This window comes from Massilia sp. MS-15, assembly GCF_020176695.1.
In the GTDB taxonomy this organism is placed as follows: Bacteria; Pseudomonadota; Gammaproteobacteria; order Burkholderiales; family Burkholderiaceae_D; genus Telluria; species Telluria hydrophila.
Genome location: NZ_JAIWIA010000013.1, coordinates 1 through 21,265 on the forward strand (window position 1 = coordinate 1; position 21,265 = coordinate 21,265).

Below are 21,265 nucleotides of genomic sequence, written 5' to 3' on the forward strand. Positions count from 1 at the left end.
GTACCGGGAGCCGTCATGGCCAGCCCCTGCGGCGGCGCCACCGCTGCCAGCGGCGGCGTCACCATGTCGATCAGATCGCGTAGCGCCGCGCTCCCTGCGCCGAAGCCGGGGCCATCGGCGCCGAGGCGCGCATCGGCCACCCGTTCCAGCTCCTGCAGCGCGGCGAGGCAGTCCTGGGCGGCGTCTGCCAGGACCTGGCGTGCCGCCGGCGTGACCCGCGCCCAGGCGGTGTCGAGCTCGGCCATGCCCTCGGCGCCGCGCGCGCGCGCCGCTTCGCGCGCCAGCATCGTCACGCCGTTGGCCAGCGGCACCTCCTTCACCAGCGGCGCGATGCGCGCGGCGATCCAGGCAAGGTTGCCGACGCGGCGTTCCTGCCCGTCTTCGTCAGGCAGCGGGTGCAGCGCATCCCAGAAGCGCTCGCACAAGGCGGCCAGCAGGCGCAAGCCATAGGCCAGACCCGCGAGGCCGCCGGTCCTGGCGCTTGCTTCGGCCAGCCAGACCGCGAGTTGCAAGTCCTTGCTGCGGGTTTCGATCAGTTCCGCGCAGCGTTTCGCCACGAACTTCCAGTCGGCCTCCTTCAGGTTCGTCACCCATGCGCCCTGGTCGATCGACGGGTCGTCGGCTTCGCGCGCGCGGCTGATCGCATCGAATTCGGGCGAGAAGGCCAGGTCTTCCCCGCAGGGCTGGCCGGCGCTGATCGGCGCCAGCAGGGCTTCCATGTCGTGCATGGGCTGTCTCCTCTTATTCGATGGCGTACTTGAACTTGCCGGCCCTGGTGGCGCCCACCTTGACCCGGGTGAGCTTGCCGCCCTCGGCCATCCGCGCCAGCACGCTGTCGGCGATCTCGGGCAGCAGGGTGCCGTTCAGGATATGGTCGACATTGCGCGCGCCGGAATCGACCTCGGTACAGCGGTTCAGCACCGCGTTCACCAGCGCATCGTCGTACTCGAAGCGGGCACGGTGGTTGTCCAGCACCCTGGCCTTGATGCGGTCGAGCTTGAGGCGGATGATGTTGGCCAGCACCTCGTCGCGGATCGGATAGAAGGGCACCACCGTGAGCCGGCCCAGGAAGGCCGGCTTGAAGTGCTTCATGAGCAGGGGCCGCAGCATCTCGGCCAGTTGCGCCGGCTCGGGCAGTTCACTGGCCGGCTTGTTCAGGCAGGCCTGCATCAGCTGGGCCGAGCCGATGTTCGAGGTCAGGATGATGATGGTGTTGCGGAAGTCGATCTGGCGGCCTTCCGCGTCGTCGAGCACGCCCTTGTCGAATACCTGGAAGAACAGTTCCAGCACGTCGGGGTGCGCTTTCTCGACTTCGTCCAGCAGCACCACGCTGTAGGGATTGCGGCGCACCGCCTCGGTCAGCACCCCGCCTTCGCCATAGCCGACGTAGCCGGGGGGCGAGCCCTTCAGGCCGGAGACGCTGTGCGCTTCCTGGTATTCGCTCATGTTGATCGTGATGAGCTTGCGCTCGCCGCCGTACAGGATGTCGGCCAGCGCCAGCGCCGTCTCGGTCTTGCCCACGCCCGAACTGCCGACGAACAGGAACACGCCCTTCGGTTTGTTGGGGTCGTCCAGGCTGGCGCGTGCGGTGCGCACCCGCTGCGCCACCGCATGGCTGGCATTCGGCTGGCCCAGGATGCGCTGGTTCAGCAGCGACTGCAGTTTCATTACCGTGTGCAGTTCGTCCTTGACCATCCGTCCGAGCGGGATGCCGGTCCAGCCAGCGACGATCTCGGCCACCGTATGGCCATCGACCTGCAGGGGGACCAGCGGTGCCTCGCCCTGCAGCCCGCGCAGGCGCTCGACGCTGGCGCGCAGTTCGCCGGCGTCCTGGGCACGGCCCTGCTCGAGCGCCGCGCGCATCTCGCCGATCTCGCGCGCCAGACGCTGTTCCTCGTTCCAGCGCAGCAGCAGGCCGGCACGTTCATCGTCGCGCGCGGCGCGGCGCTGGCGCAGCCCGGCCACGGCTTCCTCGTGGCCGGCGCCGGCCTTGGCCTCGCGCTGCAGGGCGGCCAGCTGGGCGTCGATGCATTCGATGTCGCGGATGCAGTCTTCCAGCCGGGCCGGCGTGGCGCTGCTGCCCAGCGCCACCTTGGCGCAGGCGGTGTCGAGCACGCTGATCGCCTTGTCCGGCAACTGGCGCCCGCTGATGTAGCGGTGCGACAGGCGCACGGCCTCGGTGACCGCATCGTCGTAGATGCGCACCCTGAAATGCGCCTCCATCAGCGGCGCCATCGCGCGTAGCATGGCGCAGGCCGTCGCTTCGTCTGGCTCCTCGATCTTGATCACCTGGAAACGGCGTGCCAGTGCGGCATCCTTCTCGAAGTATTTCTTGTATTCGCCCCAGGTGGTCGCCGCGATGGTGCGCAGTTCGCCGCGCGCCAGCGCCGGTTTCAGCAGGTTGGCGGCATCGCTCTGGCCGGCCTGCCCCCCGGCCCCGATCATCGTATGGGCTTCGTCGATGAACAGGACGATCGGATGCGGGCTCTTCTTGACTTCCTCGATCACGTTTTTCAGGCGGTTCTCGAACTCGCCCTTGACCGAGGCCCCGGCCTGCAGCAGGCCCATGTCGAGGGTGTGGATCTCGACGCCCTTCAGGACATCCGGCACGTCCTGCTGCGCGATCCGCAGCGCCAGGCCTTCGACCACGGCGGTCTTGCCGACGCCCGCCTCGCCGGTCAGGATCGGGTTGTTCTGGCGGCGCCGCATCAGGATGTCGATCGCCTGGCGGATCTCGGGGTCGCGCCCGATCACGGGGTCGACCCGGCCTGCGCGCGCACGCGCGGTCAGGCAGGTCGTGTACTGGTCGAGCGCGGGCGTGCCGCGCCCAGGGTCGGCCGCCATCTCCCGCAATGGTTCGTCCGGGGGCACAGGCTGTCCGGTAGAGACTGGCGGCGTTTCCTGTGAGCCGCGGGTGATCCGCTCAAAATCGTGCTTCAGGCGCTCGAGCGGGAACTGGCTGAACAGGGGCGAAGCGCGTAGTGCCAGCTGCGATAGCGAGGCATGCGTCAGCAAAGCCAGCAGCAAGTGGCCGCTGCGGATCTGGTTGCCCTGCCCCGCCGTGGGCGTGGCCAGAGAGGCAATCAGCCAGGCATGCTCGAACAGTACCGGCAGGTGGCGCGAGAACACCGGCGTGCGTCCGCTGCCAGTGGCGAAACCTTCGATTTCCCGGCGCAAGTCGGTCTCCAGGCCCGTGAGGCTGATCTCGCATGCCTGCGCGATCACGCACAGGTCGCTGGCGGGCTGCTCGATCAACCCCAGCATCAGGTGCTCGATCTCGACCTCGTACTGTCCCAGGCCGACGCAGATCGACGCGGCGCGGCTGGCGGCGGTCCGGGTGGTGTCGTTCAGCTTCCCGATCAGGGTCTTGAGATTGATCTCCATCGTATCGCGTCCTTGTAGTCGAGCTGCGCCGGCGCAAGCGCGCATGCCTGCTGCCGCAAATGGATGCGCGGCGCCGCGAGTGCATCGCGGACGCCGCGTTCGGATGGCCGCCAGGCTCTGGCGAGTCGGCGGCCGTGGATGCGTCAGGCGACCTTGTTGGCCGCCAGGTCCCAGCCGCCCGAGGTGTTACCGCCCGAACCACCGCTAATCTTCTGCTGGGTGTACTTCCACTTGATCTTCGAGAACTTCAGTCCGACGGTTTCCTGGATGATCGAGCCTTCCATGACGCTCGGTGCCACCGCGCCGATCAGCACGTTTTCCAGTTCGATCTCGAAGTACTTGACGCGCTCGCCCTGGCCATCGGCCCGCATGAATTCCAGCTTGGCCTTGGGAATGGTCTTACCGGCCGAGCAGGTCTGCAGCAGGATCGGCGACGACAGGTCGGCCAGCTTGGACAGGGTGATCTCCTGGTGTTCGCAACGCTCGGCCGTATGGCCGCCGCTGGTGGAAGCGGTTGCCGAGCGCGGCTGCGACACGCCCCAGTTCACGGCCAGGCACTCGATCCAGTCCTTGTGCTTGTCGTCCATCGATTCACCCTTGATCCCGTCGATCTGCAGGTATACGTCAATTGCCATGTTCTACTCCATTTAAGTTGAAAAAAACTACTTAGCCTTTGGTCGACTGCGGCAGCTCCGCGACCAGTCGGAGCGAAACGGACAGCTCGTCGAGCTGGAAATGCGGGCGCAAGAAGGACACGGCGCGGTAGACGCCAGGACGGCCCGGTACCTCGGACACCTGCACGCTGGCCTCGCGCAGCGGGAACTGGGCCTTCTGGTCCTGGCTCGCGCTGTCGTCAAGCAGGACATACTGGGTCAGCCAGCGGTTCAGGTAGTCTTCGACGTTGGACGCGGCGGCAAAGCTGCCGATTTTGTCGCGCATCATGGCTTTCATGTAGTGGGCGATGCGCGAGACCGCGAAGATGTATTGCAGCTGCGAGGACAGCACGGCATTCGCGTTGGCGGCGTCGGTGTTGTACTTCTTGGCCTTCTGGACCGACTGGGCGCCGAAGAAGGCCGCATAATCGGTGTTCTTGCAGTGGACCAGCGAGATGAAGCCGAGGTCCGACAGTTCTTTTTCGCGGCGGTCGGTGATCGCCAGCTCGGTGGGACACTTCAGCGCCACTTCGCCTTCGTCAGTCTTGAAGGTATGGGCCGGCAGGTTCTCGACCAGGCCACCGCCCTCGACACCGCGGATCGCGGCGCACCAGCCATAGTCTTCAAAGGCCTTGGTCAGCTTGGAGGCAAAGGCATAGGCGGCATTGCACCACAGGTATTTCTGGTGGTCGCTCCCGTCCACGTCCTCGACATAATTGAAACCCTCGGTGGTCATGCCATCCTGCGGGTGGTATGGCAGGCGGCCCAGGAAGCGTGGCAGGGTCAGGCCGACGTAGCGCGCATCCTCGGATTCGCGGAAGCTCTTCCACTTAGCGTATTCGACCGTGTCGAACACCTTGGCCAGGTCGCGCGGCTTGCCGAGGTCGCCGAAGCTGTCGATTCCGAACAGTTCCGGCGCGGCCGAGGCGATGAAGGGCGCATGGCTGGCAGCAGCCACATGCGACATCTGCTCGAGGAAATACATGTCTTCCGGCTGGCGCGAGATCTCGAAGTCGCCGATCAGGGCGCCATAAGGCGCGCCGCCGAAACTACCGAATTCTTCTTCGTAGACCTTCTTGAACATATTGCTCTGGTCGAATTCCAGCGCCGACTGGAAGTCCTTCACCAGTTCGCGCTTGCTGACGTTGAGCATGCGGATCTGCAGGTTGGCACTGGTGACGCTGTTCTTGACCAGGTAGTGCAGGCCAGTCCAGCTGCGCTCGAGCTTCTGGAATTCCGGTGCATGCATGACGGCCGAGAGCTGGGCTGAAATCATGCGGTCGAGTTCTGCCAGGCGCACGTCGATCATGGCCGACAGGTTGCTCGTCATGACCATGGTGCCCTGCATGACCTGGTGCACCAGTTCCGAGATGATGTCGCGCGCGCGTTCGTGTTCGCTGCTGGATTTCGCGACCCGGCTCTGCTCGACGATCTGGTCGAGCAGGGAGGTGTCGAGCTCCACCGGACCGGTGGTCTGCGCCTGGCTTGCGGTATCGAGGACGGCCGCCATCATGCCTCCCCTTCGGGTTTGCTCTGCTTGCGCATGCCTGCCAGCCGTTCGGTATTGCCCAGCACTTCACTGAGAAGGTCATCGAGCTTGTCGTTGCCGGCCAGCTTGTTGCGCAGGTCGGCCAGCTTGGTGCGCGCGTCCAGCAGGCCCTTGAGCGGGGCTACCTGGCGCACGACCGACTCGGGGCGGAAGTCTTCCATTTCCCGGAACTGCAGCTGAACCGCGAACTCACCGCCCTCGGCCGACAGGTGGTTCTCCACCCGGAAATTGAGGCTGGGAGCGACAGCGCCGAGCACTTCGTCGAAATTGCCGGCATCGACATTGACGAACTTCTTGTCCTTCAAGCGCTTCTTCTCCTGTTCGGGATCGTTCCCGAAGTCGCCCAGCACGCCAACGACGAAGGGCAGTTCCTTGTTTTCGATGGCGTCGCCGATCTCGACGTCATACGTCATCTGCACGCGTGGCGCGCGCACCTTTTGCAAGCGCTTCTGCACGCTCTCATTCTTGGCCCTGTCGACTCCAGGTGACGGGTTGAAACGGCCGGCGACGCCGGCCATGTGGGGGTTACCTCAGACCTTCGAACGGGTCGTTGCTCCTCGAAGCCGACCGGGTGCTGCCTGCGGCTGCGGCGCCGGAACCGGCGGTCACCGGGCGCGACCTCGCCCCCGGCACCCTGGGTGGCTCGCCCCGCTTGAACAGCTCGGTTTCACCGAGGCTGGCACGCAGCAGTTTGGCCAGGTCCTGGGCCTCGCTCTTCACGTCTCCATTCAGGTTGTTCTTGCGGGTGAGGTCGGACAATGCCTTGCTGGCCACGCGCAGGCCGCTCACCGCAACGATGCTGTGCGCGACCATGTCGTCCGGGTCGCGCTCGAGCGCCTCCTGGGCATGCGTGATGGCTTCGCCATAGATGCCTGCGTTGAAGCGGATCTGGGCCATCTTGACCCAGGGCCGCTTGTCGACAGGATGCGCCTCGCCCGCTGCCTTGAGCATGGCGTACGCCTTTTCTTCCTGCCTGGCCGCAAGCGCGGCGTCCGCTTCCGCAAACACTTGTTCTCCCACCGGGCCGGCCGGCTTGCTGGCCACGGGCTGCGGAGCGGTGGCGCAGCCGGCCAGGACCGCAACGACAGCGGCCAGGGGCATCCAGCGTTCATACCTCATGAGGGGCTCTCCACGACTGTTGAAACAGTCACCATTATTCGCGAGCCCATACGGGGGCAGTTGTGCGCTGTCAAGCGAACCCGTGGTTAGGCTCGTGCGCGCCTCAGTGACTTGCAGTGGCTTGAAGTTGCGCGCGATCACTGCAAGCCAGCGCCAGTCCGGTTCAATCGGTCATTGTCTCCAGCATGAGGAAATGAATACGATGAGCGCGTTCAGAATGTCGGTGGCAGGGGTCGCGGCAGCAGTCCTGGTCGCCACCCAGGCCGGCTGCGGTAGCAAGGGACTTGCAAGCGCCGCCCTAGAGGCTGCCGGATTGCGCAAGCCGCGGGCCGTGTCCGACAACCAGGCGCCGCGCGGCGTTCCCCTGCGTCTGCACGCTTCCCACAAGCTCAATCTCGACGTCCGCGGCCAGCCGCTCGCGCTGGCGGTGCGGCTGTACCAACTGCGCGACAAGGAAGCCTTCGAACACATGCCCTATGCGGCCTTTCTCGATCCCCAGGCCGAGCGCCGGGGGCTGGGAGCCGACTTGATTGAAGTACGTGAAATCATGCTGGTGCCGGGCCAGCGCTACGAGGTCAACGAGAAGCTGGGCCGCGAAACCGGCTACCTGGCCCTGGTCGCCCTGTTCCAGCGCCCGGCGGAGCAGCGCTGGCGGGTCGCGCTGGCCGCGCCGGATGCCGAGCGAAAAGGCCTGGTCGTGGGCCTGCACGCCTGCGCCCTGAGTGTCGATGCTCGGGGACAGGCCGCCATGCTTTCCTCTGTGCGCTGTCAATGAACATTTCAGTAGTTCCGCCAAGCTAAAAAATTTCCGTAGCAAGGAGAACAGTCGAATGAAGCATCCCGCAAGGCCATCGTCGGGACCTACCGCGCCCACACCAATCGTGGCGGACGCATGAGCGTCTTCGTCGAGCGGCGCGTCACGCCCCAGCCCGGACAGGGCAAGGCTCGTCCACCCCAGCGCCTGGTGGACATCATGTACGAGGGGTTCTATGCCCTGTTCCTGCTCAAGAGCGGCTGCGGGCCCCAGGCCCAGGCTTCGTTTGCCGACAACATGACCGCTTTCCTGGCCGACGTCGACCGCCATGCCAAAATGCTCGGGATCGCGGCCGACGACGTCGGCGCCGCCAAATATGCGTTCTGCTCAGCGGTTGACGAGATCATCCTGCGCTCGAGCTTTGAAATTCGGGATGCCTGGGAGAGGCGGCCCCTGCAGTTGCGGGTTTTTGGCGACCAGCTGGCCGGCGAGCATTTCTTCAATCGCCTCGAAGACCTGCGCGCACGCGGCCAGGCTCACCTGGAAGCGCTGGAAGTCTTCCATATGTGCCTGCTGCTCGGTTTCCAGGGCCGCTATGCCCTTGAAGGCCGCGACAAGCTGGACTACCTGGTGGCCCGCCTGGGCGACGAGATTGCCCGCATGCGCGGGCGCGGCCGTGGCTTTGCCCCGCATGCCGAGCGGCCTGACCGGGTAGTCAACCCGCTACGGCGCGACCTGTCGGTATGGATGCTGGGAACAGTGTTTCTGGTAGCCGGGCTCGGCGCTTACCTGGGATTCCGCACAGTGTTGTCGACGGAGGCGGCGACGCGAATGGCGAAGTACGACAGCCTGGTCAAACTCCCGCCGAAAGCGGCGCACGTGACGATTACCTTGCCGTGAGCGCAGCAGGGGCGCCGGCCGGCGTGCCACCTTCGGCTCACAGCGGATGGCCTGCCGGTCTTGCCTCACCCGATGCTTGCCAGGGACGTATCCACTGTCTTCTCGAGCAACCGCGCCGCCGCGGACAGGATCGGTCCCGCCATCGGATCCCCTTGCATCCCGGCAAATGGTCCTTCGCCAAAATACAAGCCATCCGATACCAGGAAGCTGAGCCGCACACGCCCACATGACGGAGGCGGCAAGCGCGCCTCTTCCCACGGGCCGATCCGGTCCACCACGGATTCGGAGACGGCGACCACGGCATGGGCGAGCGGCGCCACGGGCGTATCAAGGCCTTCGAAGACTGCAAGCTTTCCCGATTGGTTCAGATAGCGGACCCCGCCATCGCTGAAGGCGGCCAGCACGTCCAGCCCGTCCTCAAGCGCCACCTCGACTATCACCCCGAGCAATTGTTTGGGAGGGAGTGCCGCCCCGGCCATGCGCAGGCGATTGCAGGCCAGTACGCGTACCCGGCTATCGTTCGCTTCGTCCTTGGCGATTTGCCGCAGGACCGCCTGGTCCGGGGCATCCGCCAACAGCGGTCCCCACATGCCCGCATCCTGTTCGGCACGGCCATGCATGAACAGCGTGATGTCGTCGCAAAAGAGCAGGTTATACATGAAGTTGGCATGGGGCTGCGCATACGGACAATGCATGCCTTGCGCGCCGCCGACCGGCACGCGGTGCTCCGCCGCCACTGGATGTTCAAGCATGGTATGACTCCTTGTAAATGGAAAGCCGGACCGCCACTGGCAAACGATGGCTGCCGCGCTCCTGATGTGATCGGCCACGATCGCAAGACAGTATGCTTACTGGACAACCTTGAACTCGATCCGCCGGTTGCGCGCCCTGCCCTCGGGGTGACGGTTGTCCGCCACCGGTCGGTCCGGTCCTTCCCCCGATACCGCAACTGATTCCGCCGGAACGCCTTTCGCGACAAGGTAGCGCTTGACCGATTCCGCCCGCGCCTGGCTCAGCACCAGGTTGCGGGTACGCGAGCCGGCATTGTCCGTATGGCCGATCACGGCCACCTTCACGCCTTGCAGCTTTTGCATCGCCGCGTGCATCTGGTCCAGGATCCTGGTGCCTGATTCGGTCAGCGTCGCGCTGCCTGTCTCGAATTCGATGATGCGATCGGCCAATGCAGCATCCAGGACAGCCTGGCGCGACGCCGTCACCCGCAGGCCATTGTTGACGGTGTAGCCCGGGTTCAGGCTGGCGGCGATGTTGCCCGCAACCTGCTGGCGTTGCCCTTCGCTGGCAACCTCGCCGCGCAAGCTCACCTTGCTTCCGTCGATCGCCAGCTGGCCGCGGCTGACCAGTTTCAGGTTCGAATTGATGAGCCCGACCACATGTGCGTTCCATCCGGCCGGCGCCGTTACCGGACCGACCGCGAGCTGGTCGACCACGCGCGCCGGGCCATACAGGCTACGCAAGCGTTCCAGCAGTGTCGCCCGGGTCGCCTCGTCGGGCACCGTACCGCTGACGACGACCGGGGCCTCCTGTTGGGCCTGCACCGAACCGGCGAGCAGGCAGGCGAGCAGCAGCGCGCTCGGATACCGACCTTGTTTCACGTTGGCGCTCCAATGAAAGTCTTGATGAACATGTCGCGAGCCAGGCCCAGGGGCAGATCGGCTTGCGCGAGGTAGCTGGCCAGCGAACGCAAGTCGACATCGGTCGGCAGCTGCTCGTCGACCCAGGCGTTGTCACCCAGGTTGACCTGCTGTTCGGCGGCAGCGATCGGATCGGCCAGCGCGCACAGGGTCTCGGCAAGCGCGCCGCCAAAACCCACCACCATCGCCGGCCGGTCCTGTTGACGGGTAACGAAGATTGCCAGGTCGAAGTCGGCGCCGCGCAGGAAGGGCAGCAGCAGCTGAAGCCAGAATGCGGCAACCGGATAGCGCGCATTGGCATCGTCCGGTAGTGGGAATACCAGGCTCTTGTGCAGCTCGGCCGGCTGCTTGCGGATCACCGGTTGCAACAGCAGTCCAAGCGCCAGGACCATGCGCGGAAACTCGGGTTCGTCCAGCATCGCGCCAAGCGAACCGACCGTGCCCCGGGCGAGTAGTTGCGACAAGCACGGCCCGGCATCGCCCAAGGGAATGCTGGCATCGGCGATTGCCTGCAGGCCGGCGGCAGGATCGGCGTCAAGCAGGACGCGCGGGCAATACGCTTCGAGGAAAGTCCACAAGGGTGCGAATGCCAGCGGACAGTCGTTCACGAACCTGGCCGGATCAGGCACCACATGGGTACGCGCGGCCAGGAAAGGAAAGCGCCGTCCCGACAAGTCATGGCTGGGCAGCAGGTGGCCGGCGATCGCATGGCGGCGCCGTGGCCCGACCAGTGCGAAGCTGGCTGGCGGCATGGCGTCGTAGTTGATGCGCCAGCGCGCGTCTGCGCTCAGCAGGCGCATGGTCTGGGCCAGCCAGCGGTCGAGCATGTCGATCACGGCCGGGTCGCCCGCCAGCTTGACGAAATCCGCCCGTGCCGGCAGCTTGCCGAAGTAGCCGATCCGCTGCGCAGGCGCCGTGCGCATCACTGTGCTCCGCCCGCGCTTGCCAGCCTAGCCTGCTCCGGCGCCGCATCCAGACCGTTCCCGACGGCGCGCCCGACGATCATGGCAGGCAGGCGCAAGCCGCGGAAGCCCTGGCTCTGTTCGCCGCTGCCGTTGGCCGAGGCGCTGCTGACGATGCGCAGGTCGACCGTGACCGTGACGTTGTGCGCACTCCAGCTCAGCTCGTGTATTCCGCCCTCCTTGCGCCGCTTCCTGGCCGCGTGGATCATGCGCCCCAGGCCCTCCTGCCCAGGCTCGTTGAGCAGCTCGACGCTGCGACCGTCGTAGGTGACCGCGCTGATCCGTACCCCGGCCGTGCCCTGCGGCCCCGGATGCACCATGTTGGTCCAGGCCGGCTGGGCATTCTTGTAGCGCAACTGCTGGCCGTCGATGTCGAGCATGTACTCGAGCGTGCCTGGGGCAGCCTGCGGCAGGATCTGGAATACCGTTTGCGGGCCTCCATTGCCCGCCACCCCATTGGCCGACAGCGGTGCCACCCAGCCCGGGAAACCCGTCACCACCTGCGGTGCCAGGGTGATGCCGATATCGGCCCAGGTGCGCGCCGACAGCACATCGCCGCGCCTGACCACGAGCGGCCCCATCGCGGTATTCACGAACTTTGCAACCTGTCCCTCCGGGCCGAAGATCTGCCCGATCTCGGCTGCCGTCGCCTCGACGCTGCTGCCTGGCGCGAATGGATACTTGCCGGCCAGGCTACGCTGGAAGGGCTCGACCACCTGCACCCGCCAAGTCTTGTTCAGCTCGGCTTCTGACGGCAGCACGATCATGGCGAAGGTCTGGACCAGGGGCCGCACCAGCAGGGGGCGCAGCGCGGCCTTCTGGGTATCGCTCATTCCAGTCAGCATCTGCTCGTCCACGTAGCGCAGCGCGTCGGCCAGCTCGGAACCATTGCCTCCCAGTGTCTGCTGCATGAACTGCCGGGCGCCAGGACCGGGGTCGCCCTGGTTCTTGAGCGCGTTCAGGCGGGTGCGCAATTTCGACAGCGCGTCCAGGTAGCCGCTCATCAGCGAGGCATTGCTCTCCCTGGTGCCGACCAGGCGAGCCACGCCGGCGAACTCGCGTCCGATCGGGCCGGCGCCGGTGCCGCCCTGCCCGGCCAGCAGCACCACCGGGTCCACGGTATTGGCGAGCGTGCGCGCATCCGAAGGGGCACGCCGCAGGATGACTTCCTTGAACCACTCGACAAAGGTACGCTCGGTCTTGCTCAGGCCGGCACTGGCGGCGACCGGGTTGTCCCACACGGTCTCCTCATGGATCGCGCGCAGCAGCTTGGCGATCGGCGAGGCCTGCGGGTCGCCCAGGCGGTTCATGGCCTGCACGCTGCCCTCGAAGCCCTTCAGCTCGGCGATGCTGACGCCCTGCACGAACTTCAGCCATTCACGCGCATACTCGGCCTTGTACATGTCGGTGAGCGCCTTCTGGATCTGCTCCGGACTGCCTTCCAGCGTAAGGTCATCATGCGACACGGTCTTGAGTACCCAGTCCTTGTTGCTGGCCTCGCTGCTGGACGCATCGCGGATGGCGGCCAGCACGTATCCGTTCCATGCCTGGCGGGTAAAGGCGCCGCTCACCGCATGGCTTCCGAGGACCAGGTTCTGGTCCGGCTCGCCGACAATGCGTGCTACCGTCACTGCCGGGAAGCGCGTCGCAGCGCGGGTCTTGATGTCATTGTAGACGCGCTCGCGCGCCGGCGTGCCGCGCACCACGCGGCGCAGGTTCTCGCGCGTGCTGTCGAGCAGGCCGAGTTTCAGCTGCACCTGGGGCCAGGCCGGATCCTGCACCTGCGACAGGTGAAAGGTCAGCAGCCGCTCTGCGCTGCGGATCATCTGCTCACGCGGCATGGCACCGCGGTTGGCTTCGAGCCAGCCACGCCAGTAGCGGGTCAGCTGGTCGTTCAGGTGAGCCGGCTCGGCATACTGCTTGTCGCCCAGCATGAGGTAGGTCTTGAGCGCATTGTAGGCATCCGCCACGCTGGCGGCGGACACGTCCTGGTACTGGCCATTCGCCGCCGGCGCCGCTGCCGGACTTGCTGCCGATATGGACACCAGATGCGCGCTGGCCGCAGCAGGCGCGGCCGAGGGTGCCAGCCGGGCCGCGTTGGCGTTTACTTCCGTCAGCATGCTCTCCAGTGCCGCCGCCACCGGTTCCAGCATCACCGCCCGCACGCCCGCAAAATACTCGTCACGCAGCTTGCGTTCCAGCGCCTCGCCCTGGTAGAGGCCAAAGCCGAGTGCCCACGGAGGATCCTGGCGGTAGCGCTCGAGCTGTTCGATACGGTCCTGCAGGATGTCGAGCGCTTCCAGGCGCGATTGCAGGTCGGCGCGGCTGGCCTGGAGCCTGGCGACTTTGTCGAGGTCGGACTGGACATTGGCGATCAGCTGGCGGTTGCCGATGGCGGACCAGCTCCAGCCGCCCAGCAGCGCGCCCATCAGGATGGTGGCGCCGGCAAAGGCCGCCATCCGCCAGCGCGAGCTGGCCGGACGCGTATAGCGCCTGACCAGGTCCTTGTCGGCGAAGATCACCTGGCGAAACAGCTCGGACAGGAAGTAGCCGGACTGCTCCGCCACCTCGCCGTCCTGCCGTTCGCCCAGCACCAGGTCGAAGCGCCTGGCGACGCGCTTGCTCGACAGGTCCTGCACATGGCCCTCCTGCAGGGCGCTGGTGAAGTAAAAGCCGCGAAAAACCGGCTTGAACTGGTAGGTGTTTTCTTCGAACAGGGTCGACAGGAAGGCGCGCAGCGGTGTCTTGATTGCGGCGAACTCGAGCGGAAAGGTGAAGACCCCCGGACGCATCCGGGGACTACGGTTGGCCCCCATGGTCGCCAGGCTCATCTCCTTGAGCCCATCGCACAGTTCGTCGAAGTGCTCGTCGAAGAAGGCCAGCACGTCCTGCGGCGTGCTGCGGCGGTTGTAGCGCAGCGTAGCGCCCCAGATGCGCTCGCGTTCGGTCCGTTCGGTATCGGCGAAGAAATCGGTGAAGCCGGCCACCAGGTCGGTCTTGGTGAACACCACGTAGACCGGCGCATACACGCCCAATCGCTCGGTGAGCTCCTGGACCCGGGTGCGCAGGCTCTTGGCCAGTTCGTGGGTGGCGCTGATCGGCCCCGCCACCAGTTCGGCCACGCTGACCGCGATCAGGATACCGTTGATCGGCGCGCGCGCGCGGTGCTTCTTCAGCAGGTCGAGAAAGCCGAACCACTCGCTGCGGTCGCTCTCCTGGGTCTGGTCCTGAACCGAATAGCGGCCCGCCGTATCGAGCAGGATGCCATCGGTGGTAAAGAACCAGTCGCAGTGGCGGGTACCGCCCACGCCCTGCAGCGCGTGGTTTCCTGGAATAGGGAAGCGCAGACCGGAGCGCGCGATGGCGCTGCTTTTGCCAGCCGCCGGGTTGCCGATGATCATGTACCACGGCAGTTCGTAGAGGGCTGCGGCGCCGCGTGTGAGTCCGAGCTTGGACCCCTTGATGGTAGCGATCGCTTCGAGCATGTTCTTGCGCAGCACCGCTGTCTCGGCCGTGGCGGCGTCGCGGCTTTCGCCCTCGACGATGGCGCTGGCCATCCGCCGGGCGGCGCGCGCGCGCAGGATGCGCCTGAGCACGTGCCAGATGCCCCAGCAGGCGAGCAGGGCGAGCGCGACGATGAGGACCCAGACCGGGTCGATGCCGGCCAGCTCGGCGCCAATGAACAGGCAAGCTGCCAGCGCGGCGATGCCCACCGTGACCAGCATGCGGCGGCCGGTCAGAAAATGCCAGATTCGTGCCATGGCGGGAATGGATGCTCGTTGTAGGAATGTTCAGCGGAAATGCTCGCATGCCGCCAGCCGGCCACGTTTGCGGCGCCGCAAACCTTGCCCGGTCGGGTTCGGCTGTCAGCGCCGCATGACCCCGCGCAGCCGCAGTTCCGTGTGACCAAAGTCCCGCAGCTTCCAGTGTCCGCCCCAGGTCAGGCCGAGCGATTCTGCCACCTCGCCGTACAGCTGGTAGCCGCGCATGGCCCAGGGGTCCTTCTCGGATATCACCAGCTTTCCATCGCGCCAGAAGGCGCAATCGGCCGCCAGTCCGTACTGGTGCCAGCTTTGGTAGGCGCGCGCATTGGTGACGTGGCTGCCGGCCCTCGCCAGTGCGTCCTGGCGTGCCGGGCTGCGGTAGCCTTCCAGCAATGCCATGTCATAGCCATGCCGTTCCTTCATGATCTTGAAAGCCAACAGCAGGCGCTGGCTGAAATCAGGATGCAGCAGGCCCCAGTTGCGGCTCGCGCCTACCAGCATTGGCCGCACCAGTTCCACCTCCGCGGTGGTGAATGCCATCGGCGGCAGCGCCACCGGCGGGACCAGCCGTTCGCCCTGCAGCAATGCGGCCACCTGGGCATCGGGTGCGACATAGGCTTCCTCGTAGCCGGGCAGCATGGCTGGGCTGCTGAGAACCAGCGCCAGCAGCGAGGGAATCAGTACTGCCGGCAGCCCGATCGCGCAGGCGACGCGGTGACGCCGAAGAGAATCGAGGGCCCCCTGCCGGAAAGCTTGCGGCATCCCGGCGCGCAGCCGCTGTCCACGCTGGCTGGCAGCGATGCGCCAGCCAAGGACGCGCTCCGACATGCCGCGTGCCGTCTTCCTGAACAGTGCACTCAGCCCGCGTGCCAGCAAGCCGCGGCCGTACGGGAACAGGGCCAGTCCGATCGCGGCCGTCGCCAGACAAAAGTACAGAAGGGCGAGAAAAATCAGCATCGCTTGCTCCAGGATTGCTTCTAATCAGCGTAGACAGCATCCCATCTTAGGAGTATTGCCGTGCAGCCCACAGACCAAAATCAAGCCGAGCCCATGCGTCCGAACCTGATGGCGGTGCGCCGCGCCGGTACCCGCGGCGAAGACAGCATCCTGGCGATGCTCGAACGCGAGCGTGGCGGCGGGCGCGGCGTTGGCGTGGCGCATCCACGCCTGGCTCGCTACGGCGCGGGGGCCGCGCTGGTGCTGGCCGTGGCTGGCACGCTGGCGTGGATGGCTGCCGACAGGCAGGGCCAACGCGCCGGTCACCCGGACCTCGCCAAGGCCGCGCCCGCGCACCTGCGGCAAGCTCCCGTCGTGCCGCCTGTCCGGCCGGCCGGCGCTGCTATCGTGGACCAGCCGCTCCATGATGATGGCGCGCCACCGCTGCGCCTGCTCAAGCCGGCCATGGCTGCGGCCGAGCCGCCGGCGCCCGCCGTCATCACCGACCTCCTGCCCTCCCGGCCGCTGATCCAGGCCAGTTCGGATCCGGCCGCCTGCCCGCCCGCACCGGTCGCCAGGCCAAGCCCCCTGTCACTGGCCAGCAACACGGTGCGCCCGCGTCCGTCCAGGCCACTGCGCAGCGCGATTCCCGGCCGGGCTGCCGAAGCGCCCGACCCGGACGTGCTCCTGATCTCGGCCGTCATCACCCACGCCAACGGCCACGCCGCGCCAGGTTCGGCGGCGACCGAACTGCTGTGCCCGAACGGCGCGTGTCGCCCGCGTACGCCACGCCGCTAGCGTGGTGAAAATCACGCAACGCAAGGGAAAAGCAGGCGAAAAAACCTGATACTGCTGGGCTATTGCCATCATCAAGGCGTATACTGTACATAAGCACAGTATGGCAATACGAGATGATCAGGGTTCTGGAAAACGATTTTTATTATCTGGACAATTTCCAGCGCGTTCTTGACTGGATTGGTGAACGATATCGCGACCTGCTCGACGAGAAGGAGCTGGCCTTTATCGGCGCTTTTCCAGCCCAGCCGCGAAACGCACGCGCCCTGTTCGTGCGGATGGTGATGCGCAAGGGCGACCTCTTCCGCGCCAGCAAGCTGGACTATCCCGAGATCGGCTGTCCGGTCGAAGCCTTCACCCCACTACTGGCGGCGGGCTGGGTCGAGTCCGACCCGGTCTTGGCACTCGACGAGCTGTTCGACCTCCTGTCCAAGCCCGAGCTTGCCGCAGCCTTCCGCGCGCACCTGGCAACGCCCCAGCTGAAAAACGCGCGCAAGGCCGAGCAGCTGGAAGCCCTGCGCCCGACACTCGGCGACAGCCGCCCCTACTCGGCCTGGCGCCCGGACAGCCCGGAGCCGCTCGTGCGCATCCTGGTCAAACCGCTGTGCGAGCGCCTGCGCCTGATTTTCTTCGGCAACCTGAGCCAGGACTGGACCGAATTCGTGCTGTCCGACCTAGGCATGTTCCGTTTCGAGCAGGTCGACATCTCGCAGGCCTCGCGTGGATTCCGTTCACGCGCCGACGTCGACCACTACCTGCGCCTGCATGCCTGCAAGGAGCGCTTCCGCGCCGGCGAAGCGCTCGACGACGTCGTGCGCGACCTGCCCGCGCACGCGTTCGACAATGACTGGCTGGCCGGCCGCCGCGAAAAACTCCTGTTCCAGCTCGCCCAGGGCTACGAAAAACTGAAGGACTGGGACAACGCACATGCCCTCTACACGCGCTGCCGCTTTCCAGGCGCGCGCGGGCGCGCCATCCGCGTGCTCGAAAAACACGAGCGGTTCGACGAGGCCTATGCGCTGTTCCAGCTGGCCCAGGCCGCGCCGGAGAGCGAGGCCGAACGCCAGCACCTGGCGCGCATCGGCCCGCGCCTGGCGCGCCGCCTGGGCCATGCCAGGCTACCGGCGCGCCGCGCCGCGCCTATCGAACGCCTCGACCTGCGCCTGCCGATGCCAAGCGGTGAATGGTGGGTCGAAGGGGTCGTGCGCGCGCACCTGGAACGCGGCGAGGCGCCCGTGTTCTATGTGGAAAACGCGCTCGCCAACTCCCTGTTCGGCCTGCTGTGCTGGCGCGCCGTGTTCGCCGCCATCCCGGGCGCCTTCTTCCACCCTTTTCACCGCGGCCCTGCCGACCTCTACAGCCCGGATTTCCACCAGCGCCGCAGCGCCGAGTTCGGGGCCTGCCTGGCCGAGCTGGACGATGGCAGCTACCGCGACAGCATCCGCCGCACCTACCGCGAGAAGGCCGGCATTGCATCGCCCTTCGTCTACTGGGGCGCCCTGAATGAGGAACTGCTGGAGCTGGCCCTGGCCTGCATCCCGGCCGCCCACCTGCGCAAGTGGTGCGAACGGATCCTGGCTGACGTGCGGGCCAACCATACCGGCTTCCCCGACCTGATCCAGTTCTGGCCGGCCGAAGGACGCTATATCATGATCGAGGTGAAGGGCCCGGGCGACCGCCTGCAGGACAACCAGCTGCGCTGGATCGACTACTGCGCCGCGCACGGGATGCCGGTCGCGGTGTGCTACCTGCAGTGGGAGCAGGCCGCATGAAGGCGCGCGCGTGACGTACACGGTGGCGGTGCGCGCCCTGTGCGAGTTCACCGCCAAGCAGGGCGACCTCGACCAGCGATTCACGCCTTCGCCCAGCGCCCAGGAAGGCATCGCCGGCCATGCGGCGGTACAAGCCCGGCGCGGTGCGGGCTACCGCAGCGAAGTGGCGCTCGAGGGCGGCTGGGGCGATCTGCAGGTGCGCGGACGGGCCGACGGCTACGATCCTGACCAGAACCTGGTCGAGGAGATCAAGACCTACCGCGGCAAGTTCGCCTCCATTCCCGACAACCACCGCCACCTGCACTGGGCCCAGGTGCGCGTCTATGGCCACCTGCTGTGCCGCCAGCTGGGCCTGGACCGGATCCACCTGGCGCTGGTCTACTACGAGATCGGCAGCGGCCAGGAAACGGTGCTGCGCGAAACACAGGACGCGCCGGCACTGGCCGCCCTGTTCGCCGGGTTGTGCGAGCGCTTCTCGGACTGGGCCCGCAGCGAAGCGGCACACCGCGCAAAACGAGACAGCTCCCTGGCCGCCCTGCGCTTTCCGCATGCCGATTTCCGTCCCGGCCAGCGCCAGCTGGCCGAGAACGTCTATCGCGCCAATGCCAGCGGACGCTGCCTGCTGGCGCAGGCGCCGACCGGAATCGGCAAGACGGTCGGCAGCCTGTTCCCGGCGCTGAAGGCGCTGCCTGAGCAGGGACTGGACAAGCTGTTCTTCCTGGCGGCCAAGACACCGGGGCGGCGTCTGGCGCTGGACGCGGCGGCCAGCCTGGGTGCGGGCCGCACGATTGCGCTGCGGGTGCTCGAACTGAGCGCCCGCGACAAGGCCTGCGAGCATCCGGACAAGGCCTGCCAGGGCGAGTCCTGCCCCCTTGCCAGGGGCTTCTATGACCGCCTGCCGGCGGCACGCGCGGCTGCAGCGCAGGCCGCCGCTACGACCTTGCTGGACCGCGAAGCGCTGCGCGCGCTGGCGCTGGCGCACGACGTCTGTCCCTATTACCTTGGCGGCGAGATGGCGCGCTGGAGCGACATGGTGGTGGGCGACTACAACTACTATTTCGACGGCGGCGCCATGCTGTTCGCGCTGGCGCAGTCCAACGGCTGGCGTGCCAGCGTGCTGGTGGACGAAGCCCACAACATGGTCGCCCGCGCACGCGCCATGTACAGCGTGGAGCTGGATCGCACCGGCCTGCGCGCGGCGCGGGCGAATGCGCCGGAGCCGGTCAGGAAGGCGCTGGAGCGTGTCGGCCGTGCCTGGACCGGCGTCGACAAGGACGCCCCGGCGCCCTACCAGGTGCTGCCCGCGCTGCCGGGCAAGCTGCTGGACGCGCTCCAGAGCGCGACCAGCACCGTCAACGATTTCCTGGCCGAGTTCCCCGGACCGCTTGATCCGGAGCTGCAGCGTTTTTACTTCGACGCCCTCGGGTTCATCCGCCTGGCGGAATCCTTCGGCGACCATTCCCTGTGCGACCTGGCGCGTGCCGGGGTGCGCGATTCGACCATCAGCATCCGCAACGTCGTGCCGGCACCCTTCCTGGCGCCGCGCTTCGCCGGGGCGCATTCGGCGACCCTGTTCTCGGCCACCCTCGGTCCCTGGCATTATTTTTGCGACCTGCTTGGCATGCCGCCCGACACCGCCTGGGCCGATGTCGCCTCGCCTTTCAGTGCCAGCCAGCTCGAGGTCCACGTTGCCACCGGCATCTCGACCCGCTACCAGCAGCGCGCCGCCTCGCTGGTGCCGATCGCCGACCTGATCGCACGCCAGTACCTGGCGCGCGAAGGCAACTACCTGGCCTTCTTCAGCAGCTTCGACTACCTGGAACAGGTACTGGCGCAGCTGGCGGCGCGCCATCCGCAGGTGCCCGCCTGGCGCCAGGAACGGCGCATGAGCGAGGCGGAGCGCGCCGGGTTCCTGGCGCGCTTCGTGCCCGGCGGGCGCGGGGTCGGCTTCGCGGTGCTGGGCGGCTCTTTTGGCGAAGGCATCGACCTGCCCGGCGAACGCCTGATCGGCGCCTTCGTGGCGACGCTCGGCCTGCCGCAGGTGAATCCGGTGAACGAGCAGCTGCGCGAACGGATGGGAGCGATGTTCGGCGCCGGCTACGACTACACTTACCTGTATCCCGGCATGCAGAAGGTGGTGCAGGCCGCCGGCCGGGTGATCCGGACCGAAACCGACCATGGGGTAGTGTGGCTGATCGACGACCGCTTCGCGCGCGCTGAAGTGCGCGCCCTGCTGCCCGCGTGGTGGGACGTGGACAACCGTCCCGCCGGATCCACCATTGCCACCTAGCGCATCAGCTCGCGCACTCTCTGGTAGCCGCTGCGGCTGATCGGCAGCCGGGTGCCGTCCTTGAGCACCGCGCAGTAGTTGTCCTTGCTGGCCGGTTCGATGCGTGCGATCGTGCCCACGTTGACGATGTAGGAGCGGTGGATGCGGATGAAGACCTGCGGGTCGAGCTGGGCCTCGAGCTCGGACATGCGCTGGTTCTTGAGATGGGCGCGCCCGCCTGCCATCACCTGCACGTAGTCGTCCTGCGCCTCGATGTAGTCGATACCGGCGCTTGCCACCACGTGCACCCGCGCGCCCTCCTTGATCAGCACCCGCTCCAGGTAACCGCGGCGCACTGCCGCCTCGCTGACCACTGCATCCAGTTGCGCCTGCGGCCGCCGCGCCCGCGCATGCGCCAGCGCCTGGGCCAGGCGCTCGCGGCTGAAGGGCTTGAGCAGGTAGTCGATCGCATGCACCTCGAAGGCCTTCAGCGCGAACTGGTCGTAGGCGGTGGCGAAGATGTAGTGCGGCGCGCCGGGCGCCGTGTTCCCGGCCAGTTCGACCACCTCGAAGCCATCCAGCTTGGGCATCTGGATGTCGAGGAAGACGAGTTCCGGCGCCAGCTCGCCGATCGCCTTGACGGCTTCGAATCCGTTCGCGCATTCGCCCACGATCTCGAGATCGGGATGGGCGGACAGGTATTCGCGCAACAGGGCGCGCGCCAGGTGTTCATCGTCAACGATCAGTACGCGCATC

17 protein-coding genes are annotated in these 21,265 nt (G+C 66.7%); 5 read left to right on the plus strand and 12 right to left on the minus strand.

Annotation, left to right across the window (positions count from 1 at the left end):
* From tssA to LCI23_RS06450, 6 genes are all read right to left on the minus strand, one after another.
* Positions 1-728 (minus strand): type VI secretion system protein TssA (gene tssA, locus LCI23_RS06425; protein ID WP_224945498.1); only part of this gene is annotated, 728 nt, incomplete at its 3' end.
* Between the two features lie 13 nt (positions 729-741).
* Positions 742-3,384: a type VI secretion system ATPase TssH gene (tssH, locus tag LCI23_RS06430; protein ID WP_224945500.1), complete on the minus strand. Its 2,643-nt coding sequence runs from the start codon at positions 3,382-3,384 to the stop codon at positions 742-744.
* Between the two features lie 143 nt (positions 3,385-3,527).
* Positions 3,528-4,019: a type VI secretion system tube protein Hcp gene (locus LCI23_RS06435; RefSeq protein ID WP_224945503.1), complete on the minus strand. Its 492-nt coding sequence runs from the start codon at positions 4,017-4,019 to the stop codon at positions 3,528-3,530.
* 31 nt (positions 4,020-4,050) lie between these two features.
* Complete coding sequence (tssC, locus tag LCI23_RS06440; RefSeq protein WP_224945828.1) at positions 4,051-5,547, minus strand: type VI secretion system contractile sheath large subunit; 1,497 nt, start codon at positions 5,545-5,547, stop codon at positions 4,051-4,053.
* The gene (tssB, locus tag LCI23_RS06445) at positions 5,547-6,104 is read right to left on the minus strand and encodes a type VI secretion system contractile sheath small subunit (RefSeq protein WP_224945512.1); all 558 of its coding nucleotides are present in this window, start codon (positions 6,102-6,104) and stop codon (positions 5,547-5,549) included. The genes tssC and tssB overlap by 1 nt, the downstream gene beginning before the upstream one ends.
* Positions 6,105-6,111: 7 nt before the next feature.
* Entirely contained in the window at positions 6,112-6,687 is a 576-nt protein-coding gene (locus LCI23_RS06450; RefSeq protein WP_224945514.1) for a M48 family metallopeptidase, read from the minus strand.
* A 220-nt stretch (positions 6,688-6,907) separates the two neighbouring features.
* On the opposite strand from LCI23_RS06450, the gene tssJ reads away from it, so the two are divergent.
* Both tssJ and icmH read left to right on the plus strand, forming a co-directional pair.
* Positions 6,908-7,480, plus strand: a complete 573-nt coding sequence (gene tssJ / locus LCI23_RS06455; protein ID WP_224945522.1) for a type VI secretion system lipoprotein TssJ — start codon at positions 6,908-6,910, stop codon at positions 7,478-7,480.
* Between the two features lie 117 nt (positions 7,481-7,597).
* Positions 7,598-8,359, plus strand: a complete 762-nt coding sequence (gene icmH / locus LCI23_RS06460; RefSeq protein WP_224945524.1) for a type IVB secretion system protein IcmH/DotU — start codon at positions 7,598-7,600, stop codon at positions 8,357-8,359.
* 65 nt (positions 8,360-8,424) lie between these two features.
* On the opposite strand, the gene LCI23_RS06465 is transcribed toward icmH, so the two are convergent.
* The 5 genes from LCI23_RS06465 to LCI23_RS06485 all read right to left on the minus strand — a co-directional run bounded on the left by LCI23_RS06465 (position 8,425) and on the right by LCI23_RS06485 (position 15,694).
* Positions 8,425-9,111 (minus strand): hypothetical protein, encoded by a 687-nt coding sequence (locus LCI23_RS06465; RefSeq protein ID WP_224945527.1) that lies wholly within the window; start codon positions 9,109-9,111, stop codon positions 8,425-8,427.
* A 96-nt stretch (positions 9,112-9,207) separates the two neighbouring features.
* Positions 9,208-9,972 carry an OmpA family protein gene (locus tag LCI23_RS06470; RefSeq protein WP_374041150.1) on the minus strand — a complete coding sequence of 255 codons (765 nt, stop codon included), beginning with the start codon at positions 9,970-9,972 and terminating at the stop codon, positions 9,208-9,210.
* On the minus strand, positions 9,969-10,934 hold the full coding sequence (gene tagF, locus LCI23_RS06475; RefSeq protein WP_224945529.1) for a type VI secretion system-associated protein TagF: 966 nt from the start codon (positions 10,932-10,934) through the stop codon (positions 9,969-9,971). The genes LCI23_RS06470 and tagF overlap by 4 nt, the downstream gene beginning before the upstream one ends.
* Positions 10,934-14,734, minus strand: a complete 3,801-nt coding sequence (gene tssM / locus LCI23_RS06480; protein ID WP_224945531.1) for a type VI secretion system membrane subunit TssM — start codon at positions 14,732-14,734, stop codon at positions 10,934-10,936. The genes tagF and tssM overlap by 1 nt, the downstream gene beginning before the upstream one ends.
* A 105-nt stretch (positions 14,735-14,839) precedes the next feature.
* A complete protein-coding gene (locus tag LCI23_RS06485) occupies positions 14,840-15,694 on the minus strand; it encodes a M15 family metallopeptidase (protein WP_224945532.1) in 855 nt (284 codons plus the stop codon).
* Positions 15,695-15,787: 93 nt separating this feature from the next.
* Between LCI23_RS06485 and LCI23_RS06490 the strand changes: the two genes are divergently transcribed.
* From LCI23_RS06490 to LCI23_RS06500, 3 genes are all read left to right on the plus strand, one after another.
* Positions 15,788-16,471 carry a hypothetical protein gene (locus LCI23_RS06490; protein WP_224945533.1) on the plus strand — a complete coding sequence of 228 codons (684 nt, stop codon included), beginning with the start codon at positions 15,788-15,790 and terminating at the stop codon, positions 16,469-16,471.
* Between the two features lie 113 nt (positions 16,472-16,584).
* A complete protein-coding gene (locus tag LCI23_RS06495) occupies positions 16,585-18,240 on the plus strand; it encodes a VRR-NUC domain-containing protein (RefSeq protein WP_224945534.1) in 1,656 nt (551 codons plus the stop codon).
* Between the two features lie 10 nt (positions 18,241-18,250).
* The gene (locus LCI23_RS06500) at positions 18,251-20,530 is read left to right on the plus strand and encodes an ATP-dependent DNA helicase (RefSeq protein WP_224945535.1); all 2,280 of its coding nucleotides are present in this window, start codon (positions 18,251-18,253) and stop codon (positions 20,528-20,530) included.
* Here LCI23_RS06500 and LCI23_RS06505 read toward each other — a convergent pair.
* A complete protein-coding gene (locus LCI23_RS06505) occupies positions 20,527-21,264 on the minus strand; it encodes a LytTR family DNA-binding domain-containing protein (RefSeq protein WP_224945536.1) in 738 nt (245 codons plus the stop codon). The genes LCI23_RS06500 and LCI23_RS06505 overlap by 4 nt on opposite strands.
* Between the last annotated feature and the right edge of the window lies 1 nt (position 21,265).